The organism is Massilia niastensis DSM 21313 (genome assembly GCF_000382345.1).
GTDB lineage: Bacteria > Pseudomonadota > Gammaproteobacteria > Burkholderiales > Burkholderiaceae_D > Telluria > Telluria niastensis.
Genome location: NZ_KB908076.1, coordinates 256,994 through 272,413, shown reverse-complemented (window position 1 = coordinate 272,413; position 15,420 = coordinate 256,994). Strand labels below are relative to the sequence as shown.

The 15,420-nt window shown below is 65.6% G+C and carries 11 protein-coding genes; 3 read left to right on the top strand and 8 right to left on the bottom strand.

The genetic code is table 11. The features are described from left to right. Positions 1–41: 41 nt before the first annotated feature. From flgK to H162_RS0101100, 3 genes are read left to right on the top strand one after another with little or no spacing between them, the layout of a single operon-like run. Positions 42–1,424, top strand: coding sequence for a flagellar hook-associated protein FlgK (gene flgK, locus H162_RS0101110; protein ID WP_020651600.1), 1,383 nt, complete (start codon positions 42–44; stop codon positions 1,422–1,424). 10 nt (positions 1,425–1,434) lie between these two features. Beyond that, entirely contained in the window at positions 1,435–2,349 is a 915-nt protein-coding gene (gene flgL / locus H162_RS0101105) for a flagellar hook-associated protein FlgL (protein WP_020651599.1), read from the top strand. Between the two features lie 3 nt (positions 2,350–2,352). Continuing rightward, positions 2,353–3,357 carry a hypothetical protein gene (locus H162_RS0101100; protein WP_020651598.1) on the top strand — a complete coding sequence of 335 codons (1,005 nt, stop codon included), beginning with the start codon at positions 2,353–2,355 and terminating at the stop codon, positions 3,355–3,357. A 402-nt stretch (positions 3,358–3,759) separates the two neighbouring features. Here the strand turns inward: H162_RS0101100 and typA are convergent, their stop codons facing one another. The 8 genes from typA to scpB form a co-directional block, all read right to left on the bottom strand. After that, positions 3,760–5,592, bottom strand: coding sequence for a translational GTPase TypA (gene typA, locus H162_RS0101095; RefSeq protein WP_020651597.1), 1,833 nt, complete (start codon positions 5,590–5,592; stop codon positions 3,760–3,762). 206 nt (positions 5,593–5,798) lie between these two features. Then, on the bottom strand, positions 5,799–6,737 hold the full coding sequence (gene truB / locus H162_RS0101090; protein WP_020651596.1) for a tRNA pseudouridine(55) synthase TruB: 939 nt from the start codon (positions 6,735–6,737) through the stop codon (positions 5,799–5,801). Then, complete coding sequence (gene rbfA / locus H162_RS0101085; RefSeq protein WP_020651595.1) at positions 6,734–7,165, bottom strand: 30S ribosome-binding factor RbfA; 432 nt, start codon at positions 7,163–7,165, stop codon at positions 6,734–6,736. Before rbfA ends, truB begins: the two co-directional genes overlap by 4 nt. Positions 7,166–7,325: 160 nt before the next feature. Continuing rightward, positions 7,326–10,193: a translation initiation factor IF-2 gene (gene infB, locus H162_RS0101080; protein ID WP_020651594.1), complete on the bottom strand. Its 2,868-nt coding sequence runs from the start codon at positions 10,191–10,193 to the stop codon at positions 7,326–7,328. 52 nt (positions 10,194–10,245) lie between these two features. Then, positions 10,246–11,811, bottom strand: a complete 1,566-nt coding sequence (nusA, locus tag H162_RS0101075) for a transcription termination factor NusA (RefSeq protein WP_026354090.1) — start codon at positions 11,809–11,811, stop codon at positions 10,246–10,248. Further along, positions 11,808–12,296: a ribosome maturation factor RimP gene (gene rimP / locus H162_RS0101070; protein ID WP_020651592.1), complete on the bottom strand. Its 489-nt coding sequence runs from the start codon at positions 12,294–12,296 to the stop codon at positions 11,808–11,810. Before rimP ends, nusA begins: the two co-directional genes overlap by 4 nt. Positions 12,297–12,602: 306 nt before the next feature. Further along, complete coding sequence (rluB, locus tag H162_RS29845) at positions 12,603–14,651, bottom strand: 23S rRNA pseudouridine(2605) synthase RluB (RefSeq protein ID WP_020651591.1); 2,049 nt, start codon at positions 14,649–14,651, stop codon at positions 12,603–12,605. Continuing rightward, positions 14,641–15,372: an SMC-Scp complex subunit ScpB gene (gene scpB, locus H162_RS0101060; RefSeq protein ID WP_020651590.1), complete on the bottom strand. Its 732-nt coding sequence runs from the start codon at positions 15,370–15,372 to the stop codon at positions 14,641–14,643. Before scpB ends, rluB begins: the two co-directional genes overlap by 11 nt. Positions 15,373–15,420 lie beyond the last annotated feature (48 nt).

Here is a 15,420-nt window from a genome sequence, read left to right as displayed (position 1 = left end):
CGCCTTACCAGGGTATCCCTGTCTCGAGGACACACAGAACCATGTCGATCATCAATAACGCCCTGTCGGGCGCGCTTGCCGCCCAGGTGGCGCTCACGGCCGCCAGCCAGAACATCGCCAACCTGCAGACCAGGGGCTATACGCGCCAGGGCGTGCTGCTGGGGGCAATGGGTCCGGACCAGAGCCCGCACTCGACCGGCAGCGGGGTACAGGTGACGGCCCTGCTGCGCTTCTCGGACAACTACAAGAGCCAGGCGATGTGGCGCGCGGCCTCCGACCAGGGCCAGTATTCGCAGAACCAGCCCTACCTGACCCAGCTCGAGAACGTCATGGGCGACAAGGACGCCAGCCTGTCTTCCGGCATCGACGAGTTCTTCAAGGCCCTCAACGCGGTGGCCGGCGATCCCGGTTCGACCCCGCTGCGCCAGGCGGTGGTGACCTCGGCCAACCTGATGGCCGAGCGCTTCAATGGCCTGAACAATGTCTTCAACTCCCAGCTGCAGTCGGTGCGCCAGCAGCGCAGCGCCGTGGTCGATGCGGCCAACGCCCAGATCAGCACGATCGCGAGCCTGAACGCGCAGATCGTCGAAGCCCGCTCCGCCGGCGTCAGCCCCTCGGCGCTGATCGATGCGCGCGACCAGGCGATCGACGAGCTGGCCAGCAAGATGGGAGTGGAAGTCTCGGACAACGCGGACGGCACGCGCGACGTGTCGCTCAAGAGCGGCCAGGCGCTGGTACTGGGCGGCATGCACGGCAGCCTGAAAGCGGCCCCGACCGCCACCTCGCCCCAGGAATTCAGCCTCAGCTTCGCCGGCACCACCTATGTCCTCGACGCCAACAAGATGGGCGGCCAGCTCGGCGGCCTGAGCAAATACGAAACCGAGAAGCTGCTGCCGCTCCAGAAGGACGTGGACGACATGGCGCGCCAGGTCGCCGAGCGGGTCAACACCCAGCTCGGCCTCGGCTTCAAGGCCGACGGCCCGCCGGGCACGCCCGGCACCCCGCTGTTCGTCTACACCCCGGGCAGCAGCACCGACATGCTCAAGCTGGTGCCCGGCTTCAAGGCCGAGGACCTGGCCTTCTCTTCCGACGGCACGCCGGGCGACACCGGCAACCTGCAGAAGCTGGTGGCGATCAAGGGCCAGGCGATCACCCTGACCTCGCTCGGCACCGTGGTGCTGAGCGACGCGGACACCCAGCTGGTGGGCAAGCTCGGCGTGGACAGCAAGCTCAACAAGGAAGCGCTGAAGACCGCGCAGGCGGTGCGCACCCATTCGGTCGATTCCTGGCAGGCCACCAGCGGCGTGAACCAGGACGAGGAAGCCGTCAACCTGGCGGAATTCGAAAAGATGTACAACGCCAACATGCAGGTGGTGCGGGTCGCCACCCAACTCTTCGACACCCTGCTGGCGTCGATGAACTGAAGAGACAATCATGCGCATCGCCACTTCCCAATTCCAATCCACGCTGAGCCAGTCGCTCCAGCTGAACCAGGAACGCATTTCCCACCTGACCAAGCAGATGGCCTTGAACCAGCGCATCCTGTCGCCGTCGGACGATCCGGTCGACAGCGTGCGCCTGGCGCGCCTGACCCGCGAAGAAGCCGCTGTGCAGCAATACCGCGACAACATCGGCTCGCTCAAGCTGCGCCTGAACAAGGCGGAAGGCTACATGAGCAACATGGTCGACGAGATGATCGCCGGCCGCGACCTGCTGGTCTGGGCCTCGGATGGCGGCAACGTGCCGGACGACCTGAAGTCCATGATCGCCCCGCTGACCTCGCTGCGCGACAGCCTGTTCTTCGGCGCCAATACCAAGGACGAGGAAGGCCGCTCGCTGTTCTCGGGCACGCTGACCAATACGCCGGCGATCACCTACAACGCGGCCGCGCCGCTCGGCGCCCGCTACACGTATACCGGCAACACGAACGCGCAGAGCGTGGTGGTCGGCAACGGCATCACGCAGGCCTCGAACCAGAACCTGAGCGGCCTGGAACAGCTGCTCAACCGCATGGACGAGACCATCAGCGTGATGTCGGCGCCGGGCGCCTCGCCGAACGATCCCGCGGTGCGCGCGATCCTGACCGCCAACCTGAACGGCTTCGACAGCGCCATGAACCTGGTGTCGAGCAAGGTCGCCAACCTGGGCGGCGTGCAGAACGTGATCGCCACCCTGGACGCCAACCACGCCAACATCAGCCTGTCGAACAAGATGGCGTACACCGACATCGGCCAGCTCGACGTCGGCGTCGCCGCCACCGAGCTAGCCGGCTACTCGACCGCCCTGCAGGCCACCTACAAGGCCTATGGCCGGATCGGTGAGCTGTCGCTGTTCGACGCCCTCCGCTAGGCCATGGACACCAGCCTCCGTTCGGCCACGCTGGCGCCGGCCACCGGCGGCGCCCAGGGCCCTGCCGCGGCCGGGCGGGCCGCGGCCATACGGCCGGCCGCCCCGGACAAGGGCGCGGTCGCCCTCGTCGCCGCCAATCCGGCGCCGCTCAAGCGCAGCATCGACTGGAACCCGGACCTGCAAGGCGAGGTTGCGCGCGCCCAGCAGGCGCTCGATTACCTGGAACGGGTCGCCGGGCAGCTGGAAGCGCTGAAGTCCGACCTCAGCGCCAGGCTGACCGGCCGCGGCGATCCGGCGCGCAGGATCGAGGCGCAGGCGCGCCAGCTCGCCGCCACCCTGGACGCCCGCCGCGCCCAGGGCGGCGGCGGCATCGACGCCGAGCTCGGCTTCAACCATGGCCAGCCGGCGCTGCAGCGCTTCCGCATCGAGGGCCTGGACGTCGCCTCGCTGCAGGCGCGCGCCCCGGCGAACCTCGGCTTTTCGGTCGGCGCCCAGGGCGGGCCGCAGCTGGCGGCGACCATCGAGCCGGGCATGACGGCCGAGGAAATCGCGCACAGGCTGGACCGCAGCCTGGCGCCGGTCAAGCTGCGCGCGGGACTGGACGAGAAGCGCGAGCTGGTGTTCGCGACGCCGGAGCCGGAATGGGAAGGCGTGAAGGATGCCATTGCCGTAACCGGGCGCGGGCGCGCCGGGACGGTCGAGGTGCCGGGCTCCCTGGCGCCGCAGCAATGGGAACTGGGCAATCCGGACGCGCTGCGCCAGAGCTTGCGCGAAGTGGTGCAGGCGCTAGCGCGCGTGCGGCGTTCGCAGGAGGCGGCCAGCGCGGCGCTGAGCGCGGCGATGGCGCGTACTGCGCAGCCGGAGATGCCGAGCGCGGAACTGGCCATGATCATGGATGACTTCGCGCTGACCGCGGCCAGTCATGATTACGAATCTCTTCTGGCGATTACCTCGGCGCTGGTCGGCGTCAGCCGGGAACGGGTGCAGGCGCTGCTCGGCTTGCGCTGAGAGGTTCTTCTTTTTGTGAAAAAGCTCCCATGCGCGGGTTCGCGGTGGGAGCTTTTTTCTTGGTAAGCGACCGACTTGGACCGACCAGGCATCCAATGCAGCATTCAGGGTCAGGTCTGTCATTCGGACACCGAGCGAGTACCTTTGCTCTATCTCAAAATGCCAGTTTGTTTATCCCAAACTCGTCAATGTTCGGCTTACATTTGTCACCGCAACCCGCGCATCACGAACAATGTCGGAAAGAGGAAAAAGTCTCAGCAAATTTAAAACCATTCTGTGATTTCGCAAGGATTGTGCGTCCATGTCCGAATGACAGACCTGACCCTGAATGGCCTCTTTTCAAGCACCCAATAAAAAACCCGCTGCAAGCAGCGGGCTTTTCCTCAAACCACCAAGCGCAGATTACGCTTCGCGGCTTGCCTTCTTGCGCTCGTGTTCCTTCAGGAAGCGCTTGCGCAGGCGGATGCTCTTCGGGGTGATCTCGACCAGCTCGTCGTCCTCGATGAACTCGACGGCGTATTCCAGCGACATCTGGATCGGCGGCACCAGGCGCACGGCTTCGTCGGTACCCGACGAACGCACGTTGGTCAGCTGCTTGCCCTTGATCGGGTTGACGACCAGGTCGTTGTCGCGCGAGTGGATGCCGATGATCATGCCTTCGTACACCGGGTCGTTGTGCGACACGAACATGCGGCCGCGGTCCTGCAGCTTCCAGATCGCGTAGGCGACAGCGGCGCCGTCGTCCTGCGAGATCAGCACGCCGTTGCGACGGCCAGCCAGGTCGCCCTTGCTGTTGTCGACCGGCGCGTATTCGTCGAACACGTGGCTCATCAGGCCGGTGCCGCGGGTCAGGGTCATGAATTCACCCTGGAAGCCGATCAGGCCACGGGCCGGGATCTTGTATTCCAGGCGAACACGGCCCTTGCCGTCCGATTCCATGTTCTGCAGGTCGCCACGACGGCGGCCCAGTTCTTCCATGACGCCGCCCTGGTTGACTTCTTCGACGTCGACCGACAGCATCTCGAACGGCTCGTGGCGCACGCCATCGACCATCTTGTAGACCACGCGCGGACGCGACACGGCCAGCTCGAAACCTTCGCGGCGCATGTTTTCCAGCAGAATGGTCAGGTGCAGTTCGCCGCGGCCCGAGACTTCGAACACGGTGTCGTCGTCGGTCGGCGAGACGCGCAGCGCCACGTTGGCCTTCAGTTCGCGCTCGAGGCGGTCGCGCAGCTGGCGGCTGGTGACGAACTTGCCTTCGCGGCCGGCCAGCGGCGAGCTGTTGACCATGAAGTTCATGGTCAGGGTCGGCTCGTCGACGGTCAGCATCGGCAGCGCTTCCGGCACGTCCGGTGCGCACACGGTCGAGCCGATGCCGATTTCTTCGATACCGTTGATCAGGACGATGTCGCCGGCGACGGCTTCATCGACCAGCACGCGCTCCAGGCCCTTGAAGTTCAGCACCTGGTTGATGCGGCCCTTGGTCGGGGTCGAATCCGGGCCGTTCATCACGACCACGTCCTGGCCGGCCTTGACGCGGCCGCGGCTGATGCGGCCGATGCCGATCTTGCCGACGTAGGACGAATAGTCGAGCGAGGTGATCTGCATCTGCAGCGGGCCGTCCGGGTTGTCGTCACGCACCGGCACGTATTTCAGGATGGCTTCGAACAGCGGCTTCATGTCGCCGTCGCGCACGCTTTCGTCCAGGCCGGCATAGCCGTTCAGGCCCGAAGCGTAGACGATCGGGAAGTCGAGCTGCTCGTCGGTGGCGCCCAGCTTGTCGAACAGTTCGAAGGTCTGGTTGATCGCCCAGTCGGCGCGCGCGCCCGGACGGTCGATCTTGTTGACCACGACGATAGGCTTCAGGCCCAGGGCCAGCGCCTTGCGGGTCACGAAGCGGGTCTGCGGCATCGGACCTTCCTGGGCGTCGACCAGCAGCAGCACCGAGTCCACCATCGACAGCACGCGCTCGACCTCGCCGCCGAAGTCGGCGTGGCCCGGGGTGTCGACGATGTTGATGTGGGTGCCTTCGTACTCGACCGCGCAGTTCTTCGACAGAATCGTGATCCCACGCTCTTTCTCGAGGTCATTCGAGTCCATCACGCGGGTGTCCACTTGCTGGTTTTCACGGAAAGTGCCCGACTGACGCAGCAGCTGATCCACGAGCGTGGTCTTGCCGTGGTCAACGTGGGCGATGATTGCGATATTACGGATCGCGCGTTTGGTGTTTGACATGGTCTTTGAGAAGTTGCGTGTTGTACGGAAGTGTACGGGTGCTGCCAAATTCGGAAACCGACTAGTATAGCATGCTTATCCCCTCTTCAGAGGGGAACACGGGAAAAGCCCCGCTTTTTCAACGGCTTGCCACACTCGGCATCCCTTTTGGCAGAGCCCGGGCGCCGCTGCGGCAGCATACCTGCCGCAGATGACGCCTTGTTGACTCAGCCTTGGGCCGGGGCCTGGGGCGCCGTCGAGATCAGGCGCTCCGGCGCCAGGATCGCGTACTCGCCCAGCTGGCCGGTGCCGAGCAGGCGGCCGTCGTGGTAGATGCGCACCCTGCCCTGCCCGGCCGGCACCATCACCGCTTCCTTGCCCAGCGCCAGGCGCTGGCCCTGCAGGAAGCGCTTGGCCAGTTCGGCCGTGAGTTCGACCTCCGGGAAGGTCGACAGCAGCGCATCGACCGGCCGCAGCAGCGACATCGGATCCGGATGGGCCAGCAGTTCGTCGAGCGTCACCATGCCGGACACGGTCAGGGCGCCGACTTCGACGCGACGCAATTCCTTCAGGTGAGCGCCGCAGCCGAGCGCGGCGCCGATGTCCTCGCCCAGCACGCGCACATAGGTGCCCTTGCTGCAGGTCACCATGATCTTCAGGAAAGGCGCCTGGTAGTCGAGCACGCACAGGCCATGGATGGTGACCGGGCGCGCCTCGCGTTCCAGCGTGATGCCTTCGCGCGCGTATTCGTACAGGGCCTTGCCGTCGCGCTTGAGCGCGGAATACATGGGCGGTACCTGCAGGATGGGGCCGCGGAAACGGGCCAGCGCGGCTTCGACCTGTTCGCGCGTGACGTCGACCTCGCGGGTCTCGATGACTTCGCCTTCGGTGTCGCCGGTGGTCGTCATGATGCCGAGGTGCACCACGGCTTCATAGGTCTTGTCGGCTTCCAGCAGGTCTTGCGAGAACTTGGTGGCCTCGCCGAAGCACAGCGGCAGCAGGCCGGTGGCGAACGGGTCGAGCGTGCCGGTGTGCCCCGCCTTCTTCGCGTTCAGGACACGCTTGGCCTTGATCAGGGCGTCGTTGGACGACAGGCCGACCGGCTTGTCGAGGAGCAGCACGCCATCGACGAGGTCGCGCGGCTTCCTGGCGGGACGGGCGTTCACTCTCGGTCCGCCGCTGCGGCGCCGGCTGGCCCGTCGCCGGTGTCGTCGTCGGCGTCTTTCGCGCGCGACGCGTTGGCCTGGTCGATCAGCGCCGACATCTGCAGGCCGCGGACGGTCGAGGTGTCGTGCACGAAGTGCAGCTGCGGCAGGGTGTGGATGTGCAGGCGCTTGCCCAGCTGGTTGCGCAGGTAGCCGGCCGCCTTCGACAGGCCTTCGAGGGTCTGCTTGACGTCTTCCGGGTTGTCCTTCAGCAGCGTGAACCAGACCTTGGCGTGGGCGTAGTCCGGGGTCAGCTGGACTTCGCTGATCGTGACCATGCCGACGCGCGGGTCTTTCAGTTCGAAGGCGATCAGTTCCGACAGGTCTTTCTGGATCTGGTCGGCGACGCGCAGGCCGCGCTGGGGAATGCTTTTGCTGTGTTTTGCCATAGTGTTACTGCGTGTGTTGTTCTTTTAAATCGATGGGGCCCTGCGGCCCCTGGGGAGCGGGCCGGGCGCTACGCCATTCGCATGACGTAATAAAAGGGCCAGGCCCCCCGCGATTGCATCGCGAAGCGTCCTGGCCCCCATGGTACTACCAAGCCGTGAATTACAGCGTACGCGCCACTTCTTGAACTTCGAACACTTCCAGGGTGTCGCCAACCTGGATTTCGTTGTAGTTCCTCAGCGACAGGCCGCACTCCAGACCGGCGCGGACTTCCTTCGCGTCGTCCTTGAAGCGCTTGAGCGAATCGATCTCGCCAGTCCACACGACGATGTTGTTGCGCAGCAGGCGGACCGAGGAGGTACGCTTGACCACGCCATCGGTGACCAGGCAGCCCGCAATCGCGCCGACCTTCGACACCAGGATGACCTGGCGAATCTCGACCTGGCCGGTGATGTGCTCGCGCTTCTCCGGCGCCAGCATGCCCGACAGTGCGGTCTTGATCTCGTCGATCGCATCGTAAATGATGCTGTAGTAACGGATATCGACGCCGTTGGCTTCCGCCAGCTTGCGCGCCTGTGCATCGGCACGGGCGTTGAAGCCGATGATGACCGCTTTCGAGGCCACCGCCAGGTTGACGTCCGACTCGCTGATGCCGCCCACGGCCGCGTGCACGATCTGCACACGCACTTCCGAGGTCGACAGCTTCTGCAGCGAACCGACCAGCGCTTCCTGCGAACCCTGCACGTCGGTCTTGACGATCAGCGGCAGGTTCTTCACCTCGCCCTCGGCCATCTGGTCGAACATGTTTTCCAGCTTCGCCGCCTGCTGCTTCGCCAGCTTGACGTCACGGAACTTGCCTTGACGGAACAGGGCGATCTCGCGCGCCTTGCGCTCGTCGGCCATGACCATCACTTCCTCGCCGGCGCTCGGCACTTCGGTCAGGCCCTGGATCTCGACCGGGATCGACGGACCGGCTTCGCTGATCGCCTTGCCGTTCTCGTCCAGCATCGCACGGACGCGGCCGAACGAGGAACCCGCCAGCACGACGTCGCCGCGCTTCAGGGTACCCGACTGCACCAGGATCGTCGCGACCGGGCCGCGGCCCTTGTCCAGACGGGCTTCGACCACCAGGCCGCGCGCCGGTGCTTCGGCCGGCGCCTTCAGTTCCAGCACTTCGGCCTGCAGCAGCACGTTCTCGAGCAGGTCGTCGATGCCCTGGCCGGTTTTCGCCGACACCGGGACGAACGGCGAATCGCCGCCGTATTCTTCGGGCACCACGCCCTCGCTCACCAGTTCCTGGGTGACGCGGTCGGTATTCGCACCCGGCTTGTCGATCTTGTTGATCGCCACCACCAGCGGCACGCCGGCGGCTTTTGCGTGGGCAATCGCTTCCTTGGTCTGCGGCATCACGCCGTCGTCGGCCGCCACCACCAGGATGACGATGTCGGTCGCCTTGGCGCCACGGGCACGCATGGCGGTGAACGCCTCGTGGCCCGGGGTGTCCAGGAAGGTGATCATGCCGCGCGGGGTGTCCACGTGGTACGCACCGATGTGCTGGGTAATGCCGCCGGCTTCGCCCGCGGCAACCTTGGCGCGGCGGATGTAGTCCAGCAGCGAGGTCTTGCCGTGGTCGACGTGACCCATCACGGTCACGACCGGCGCACGCGGGGTCGCGTCGAACTCGGCGTGCTCGCCCTGGTCGGCCAGCAGCGCTTCCGGATCGTCGACGGCGGCCGGGTAGGCCTTGTGGCCCATCTCTTCCACCACGATCATCGCGGTTTCCTGGTCCAGCACCTGGTTGATGGTGCACATCTGGCCCAGCTTCATCAGTTGCTTGATGACTTCCGACGCCTTCACCGACATCTTGTGCGCCAGTTCGGCCACGGTGATGGTTTCAGGGACGTGGACGTCCTTCACGATCGCCTCGGTCGGCGCCTGGAAGTTCGATTCGCGATCGTCGCCATGCGAACGGCGGCCGCCACGGCCACCGCTGCGCCAGCCGTCGCGGCCGGTCGACGGACCTGCGCCGCCGCGCGTCTTCACGCTCGGGCCGCCACGCTTCTTGGCGTCGTCCGACCAGGTCGAAGAGACATTCGCCGACTTGATCGACTTCTTGTCGCCCGGCTTCTTGGCGTCGTCTTTCTTGGCCTCGGTTGGTTTCTTGTCGGCAGGCTTGTGCAGCGTGCCGGCGGCAGCCGGGGTCGCGGCCGGAGCGGCCGGCTTGGCGACCGGTTCCGGCGCCTTGATCACGCGGCGCGGCTGGCTCATCATGGCCTTGATCTGGGCCACTTCGTCGGCCACGGCCTTGCGTGCACGTTCGGTAGCGGCGGCGCGCTCGGCCGCTTCACGCGCGGCTTCCTCGACGCGGCGCTTGGCTTCCTCGGCCGCGGCCTTGGCCTTTTCTTCGGCGGCGAGGGCGGCGGCGGCGCCGGCGGCGCCGGCGGCGGCCTTGGCCTCGCTTGCAGCTGCCTGGGCAGCCCCGGCAGCGGCCTGGGCGGCTTCACGCTTGGCCTGTTCCGCCGCTTCGCGCTTGGCCTGCTCTTCGGCAGCCTTGGCCTGGGCGGCCTTTTCTTCCTCGAGCTTGGCCAGGCGTTCCTGCTTCTCGCGCAGGTCGGCTTCCTGGCGCGCGATCAGCTCGGCCTGGCGGCGTGCCTCTTCTTCACGACGCGCCTGCTCGGCGGCATCGATCACCGGCTCGCTCGGCACGGCCGGCTTGGTGGTCAGGTCGTCACGTTGCACGAAAGTACGCTTCTTGCGCACTTCGACCTGGATCGTGCGCGATTTGCCCGAAGAGTCAGCCTGCTTGATTTCCGTGGTTTCCTTGCGGGTCACCGTGATCTTTTTCTTTTCACCGGTTTCGCCGGCGCCGTGGGCACGACGCAGATGGTTCAGCAGCTTGTCCTTATCATCTTTCGACAATGGATCTGACGTCGAACTTTTTTCGACGCCGGCCGAGCGCAGCTGCGTCAGCAGCAGGTCTGCAGGCATCTTCAGTTCGGTGGCAAATTGGGCTACGTTGTTACTCGCCATTCAGTCCTCTTTTTTCTATGTGTCGCTTAGATGATAAGAAATATGCTTTTTATTAAGCCTTGGCCGTTTCAACCAGGTTCCAGGCTTTCGCCTGCAATCCCTTGGCCCGGTCGTCGTACTTGGCGTCGACCAGCTTCATCTCATCGTCGGTCACATCATTAAATTCACTCTTGATCAGTTCGCGGGCACGGTCGGACGGGAGCGCCAGGATGGCGCCGAATTCGTCGTAGGCAAGGCCAGCGAATGCTTCGACCGACTTGATGCCTGCAAGACCAAGCTTGCCGGCGGTGGTACGGTCCATGCCTTCCAGGTTTACCAGGGCTTCTTCCATGCCCTCGAGACCTTCCTCGGAAGCGATCGCTTCGGTCACCAGCGCGTCGCGGGCACGAGTACGCAGTTCGTTGACGGTGTCTTCGTCGAACGATTCGATTTCCAGCATCTCGGAAATTGGTACGTATGCGATTTCTTCAAGGCTCGAGAAGCCCTCTTCCACCAGGATGTCGGCCACTTCCTGGTCGACATCCAGTTTTTCCATGAACAGCACGCGGATCGCGGCCGTTTCCTGGGCCACCTTGTTGGCCGATTCCTCGGCCGTCATGATGTTGATCTTCCAGCCGGTCAGCTCGGACGCCAGGCGCACGTTCTGGCCCGAACGGCCGATCGCGATCGCCAGGTTTTCCTCGTCGACCACGACGTCCATCGCGTGCTTTTCTTCGTCAACCATGATCGACGACACATTGGCCGGGGCCAGGGCGCCGATGACGAACTGGGCCGGATCGTCCGACCACAGCACGATGTCCACGCGCTCGCCGCCCAGCTCGCCGGTCACGGCCTGCACGCGCGAACCGCGCATGCCGACGCAGGTGCCGATCGGGTCGATGCGCTTGTCAGCCGTAAAGACGGCGATCTTGGCGCGCACGCCCGCGTCACGGGCGGCCGACTTGATCTGCAGCAGGCCCTGCTCGATCTCGGGTACTTCGAGTTCGAACAGCTTCATGATGAATTCCGGCGCGGTGCGCGACAGGATCACCTGCGGGCCGCGCATGTTGCGGTCGACGCGCAGGATGTAGGCGCGGACGCGGTCGCCGATGCGCAGGTTTTCCTTCGGAATCATCTGGTCGCGCGGCAGGCGCGCTTCGATCTTGCCCGACTCGACGATCGCATCGCCGCGTTCCATGCGCTTGATGGTGCCGGTCACGAGCGAATCGCCACGCTCCAGGAAGTCTTGCAGGATCTGCTCGCGCTCGGCGTCGCGCACGCGCTGCAGCACGACCTGCTTGGTGTCCTGGGCGAAACGGCGGCCGAACTCGACCGACTCGATCGGTTCTTCGATGTACTCGTCGACTTCGATGTCCGCGATCTGTTCTTTTGCTTCGAAGTGCAGGATTTCCTGGTCGGGCAGCTGCAGGCCGGCCTCGTCGGGAACGACGTGCCAGCGGCGGAAGGTCTCGAATTCACCGGTGTCGCGATCGATCGCAACGCGAATGTCGACTTCGCCTTCGTAGCGTTTTTTCGTGGCTTGCGCCAGAGCAAACTCAAGCGCCCCGAAAACCACTTCCTTGTCGACGTTCTTTTCGCGCGCGAGCGCATCCACCAGTAATAAAATTTCGCGACTCATGCTTTGCGACTCCTAAAATCCACCTGCGGCACCAAACGTGCCTTGTCCAATTCGGCCAGCGTAAATTCCATCAACGCCGGGCCATCTTTATTTTCAAATTCCAAACCGATCTTGTCGCCCTCGACGCCGCGCAGGATGCCGGTGAAGGTTTTCCTGTTCGCAGTACCGGGCATCGGCACCCGCAGCTTGACCGAGCACTCATGGCCGGCGAAGCGCGCAAAGTCCGCCAGGGTCCGTACCGGGCGATCGAGGCCGGGCGACGAAATCTCGAGGCGTTCGTAATCGACGTTCTCCACGGTCAGTACGTGCGACAACTGGTGGCTCACCGTTGCGCAATCCTCGACCGTGATCGGCCCTTTCTCGTCCGCAGTAGCAGCCGGGAAATCGATGTATACACGCAGGATCCCCCGCTCGCCTCGTTCGACTTCAACGAGTTCGTAGCCGAGGCCACTGACTGTTTTGGCGATAAGTTCAAACTGCTGCACGGCACTTCTCCAGGGCTTTAAAACGATTTACCAAAAAAAAAATGGGCATCTGCCCATCTTTTTGTATTCACAACCCAACCAGATGAAAGCACTTGCACCAAGAAGATAATGGGAAGAACTTTGATTAGGCTGCAAATTATACTGCTTTCCGGCTTCTATCGCAATCGCCATACCAAAAATGCACAGCTGAGCAACAGTTGTCAGGGTGACTACATTGGGCATACCGCATTTTACGAGGTTTGCCCGACTTGCGCGCGCGGCGACACGATATTTTCGTGTCAATCCGCGCCGGATGCCCCCCCCGGATCAGCCGCGCCGGCCGCGGCGCGGCAGGCCGTGTTCGGAGCCGCGCGGGCCCTGGCCGCCGCGGCGGCCGCCGCCGCCGGTGCCGGCGAAACCGAAGGTGGTCTGCAGCGGATCAGGCTGGCGCGGACGGCTGCTGCCACCACCACCACCGCCACCGCCACCAGCGCGCTGGCCCTGGCCTTGCCCCTGGCCCTGGCCGAACGGATTGGCGTTGCGGCCACCCTTGCCGCCCTGCCCCGGATTGCCGGGACGGCCGCCGGCAGGCTTGCCCCCCTGCCCCTTGCCGCCGGCCGGCTTGCCGCCGAACCCGGTGTTGCCCAGGATGCCCTGCTCGCGCACCGAACCGACGCGCGCCACCGGCGGGCCGAACGGATCGACATTGCGATTCGCGTCGGCGCGGTCGATGCGGTTGCCGTCCGAACGGCGATTGTCGTCGCGGCCGCCCTTGGCGCCCTTGCCCTTGTCGGCGCCGGCAGCGGCGCCGCCTTTCTTTTCAATACCGAACGCGGACATCAGCGCGCGCACGTCGTTCTCTTCCAGCTCTTCCCAGCGGCCGCGCTTCAGGCCGGTCGGCAGGGTCATCGCGCCGTAGCGGGTGCGGATCAGGCGCGAGACGGTCAGGCCGACCGCCTCGAACATGCGGCGCACCTCGCGGTTGCGGCCTTCGCCGATCACCACGCGGTACCAGCGGTTGACGCCTTCGCCGCCGCCGTCCTGGATCTTCGAGAAGGCGGCCTTGCCGTCCTCGAGGTCGACGCCGGCCAGCAGCTTCTGGCGCATGCCTTCTTCCAGCTCGCCCAGGGTGCGCACCGCGTACTCGCGGTCGATGTTGTAGCGCGGGTGCATCAGGCGGTTCGCGAGGTCGCCCGAGGTCGTGAACAGCAGCAGGCCCTCGGTGTTGAAGTCGAGGCGGCCGACGGCCAGCCACTTGCCGGTCTTCATGGTCGGCAGGCGGTCGAATACCGACGGGCGGCCTTCCGGATCGTCATGGCTGACGATCTCGCCGGCCGGCTTGTGGTAGACCAGCACGCGCGGCGGCTTGCTGCTGTTGACGCGGCGCTGGATCAGCTTGCCGTTGATGCGCACCGCATCGGTCGGCAGGATGCGCTGGCCGATGTGGGCCGGCTCGCCATTCACCGAGACGCGGCCGGCGATGATCAGCTCTTCCATGTCACGGCGCGAACCCAGGCCGGCCTCGGCCAGCACCTTGTGCAGCTTCGGCGCGTCGTCCTCGGCGGTCAGGTCGCGGCGCACCTTGGACGGCTGCGCGTTGCCGCGGCCGCCCTCGTGGGCGTCGAAGTCGTCCGAGGTGACGAACGAGAAGACCGTATCGGCGTCATTGCCCTTGACCGGCTTCTGCTGCCTGCCCGGCTTCTGCTGCTGCTTGCCCTGCTGCGGCCTGGCGCTCTGCTGCGGCTGCTGGCCACGCTTGCCCTGCCCCTGCTTTTGCTGGCCACGGGCGCGCTGCTCGCGCGGTTCGCGGCGACCTTCCGGCGCGACGGCGGCGCCCTCGGCGCCTTCTGCAGCCTGGATCGCGGGCTCGGCGGCAACGCCGGTCTCGGCCTGGCGTTCCTGCTGGAGCGCTTCGCGCTCGGCGCGCTTCTCGCGCATCTGGCGCGGACCGCGCGGCTTGCGGGTTTCCGCGGCCGCCGGCGAAGCGGCCGGCGCTTCGGCAGCCGGGGCCTGGGCGACGGGCGCGGCGGCGGCCGGCGCAGGTGCGCCCTCGGCCACGGCGGGCGCCGGGGCCTGCTCGACGGCGGCAGCCCTAGGGGCGCGCGGCTTGCGCGCCTTCGGGGCCGGCTTCTCGCCTTCGGGCGCGGCGGCAGCGGCGGCAACCGGTGCCGCGTCGCCGGCCTCGGCGGCCACGGCGGCCTTGCGGGTGCGTTTCGGCTTGGCGGCGGGCGCCGCCTCGGCCGGCGCCGCGGCTTCCGGCGCAGCAGCCTCGACTGCGGCGGCCGGGGCCTTGCGGGTGCGCTTCGGCTTGGCCGGCTTGTCCGCCTCGGGCGTCGCCAGGTCGGCAGGCTTGGTATCGATAGGTTCAGTAGTCATCGTTCGTATCTTTATTGTGCTGACCTGGCCCAGCGACTGCCGCCGTTTCCCGGTCAAAAATCGGGACTTCAACAGGTGAAGTATCTGTCTCTTCGGCGGCCGCCACGGCGTCCGCCTTCTCAAAGTTTTCCTTCAGCGCCGCCTCCAGCGCTTCCAGGCTGCGTCCGTCGGGCGCGTCGGCCACCGGCTGCAGCGGCGGCAGCTGGGACAGCGAAGCCAGCCCCAGGTCGTCCAGGAACTGCTTGGTGGTGCCGAGCAGGGCCGGCCGTCCCACCACTTCCCGGTGGCCGACCACGTCGATCCAGCCCCGGTCTTCCAGCATCTTGACGGTCTGCGAGTTCACCGCCACGCCGCGGATCTCCTCGATGTCGCCACGCGTCACCGGCTGGCGGTAGGCGATGATGGCCAGCGTTTCCAGGGTCGCACGCGAGTATTTCGGCGGCTTTTCGGGCGACAGGCGGTCGAGATAGGGTTTCATCTCGGGACGGCTCTGGAAGCGCCAGCCCGAGGCCAGGCCGACGATCTCGATGCCGCGCCCCTGCCAGTCCTGGCGCAATTCCTCGAGCAGGATCTTGATCGTATCCGCCCCGACGCCGGCGCCGACCTGGCGCCCGCTGGCATCGACCTCGGCGAACAGCTTCTTCATGCCATGGATGGACATCGGCTCCCGGGCACACAGCAAGGCGGTTTCGAGGACGCGCTTGGCCTCGTCAGTATTCATGTCGCGATGTCGTCAAGTCAAACAAAAACCGTTAACGGGTACAAGCGC

Excerpts from the sequence above, each read along its gene's own strand:
- flgK (WP_020651600.1), top strand. The coding sequence starts at position 42 with ATGTCGATCATCAATAACGCCCTGTCGGGCGCGCTTGCCGCCCAGGTG.
- rbfA (WP_020651595.1), bottom strand. The coding sequence starts at position 7,165 with ATGGCAAAACACAGCAAAAGCATTCCCCAGCGCGGCCTGCGCGTCGCC.
- flgL (WP_020651599.1), top strand. The coding sequence starts at position 1,435 with ATGCGCATCGCCACTTCCCAATTCCAATCCACGCTGAGCCAGTCGCTC.
- infB (WP_020651594.1), bottom strand. The coding sequence starts at position 10,193 with ATGGCGAGTAACAACGTAGCCCAATTTGCCACCGAACTGAAGATGCCT.
- H162_RS0101100 (WP_020651598.1), top strand. The coding sequence starts at position 2,353 with ATGGACACCAGCCTCCGTTCGGCCACGCTGGCGCCGGCCACCGGCGGC.
- scpB (WP_020651590.1), bottom strand. The coding sequence starts at position 15,372 with ATGAATACTGACGAGGCCAAGCGCGTCCTCGAAACCGCCTTGCTGTGT.
- typA (WP_020651597.1), bottom strand. The coding sequence starts at position 5,592 with ATGTCAAACACCAAACGCGCGATCCGTAATATCGCAATCATCGCCCAC.
- nusA (WP_026354090.1), bottom strand. The coding sequence starts at position 11,811 with ATGAGTCGCGAAATTTTATTACTGGTGGATGCGCTCGCGCGCGAAAAG.
- rluB (WP_020651591.1), bottom strand. The coding sequence starts at position 14,651 with ATGACTACTGAACCTATCGATACCAAGCCTGCCGACCTGGCGACGCCC.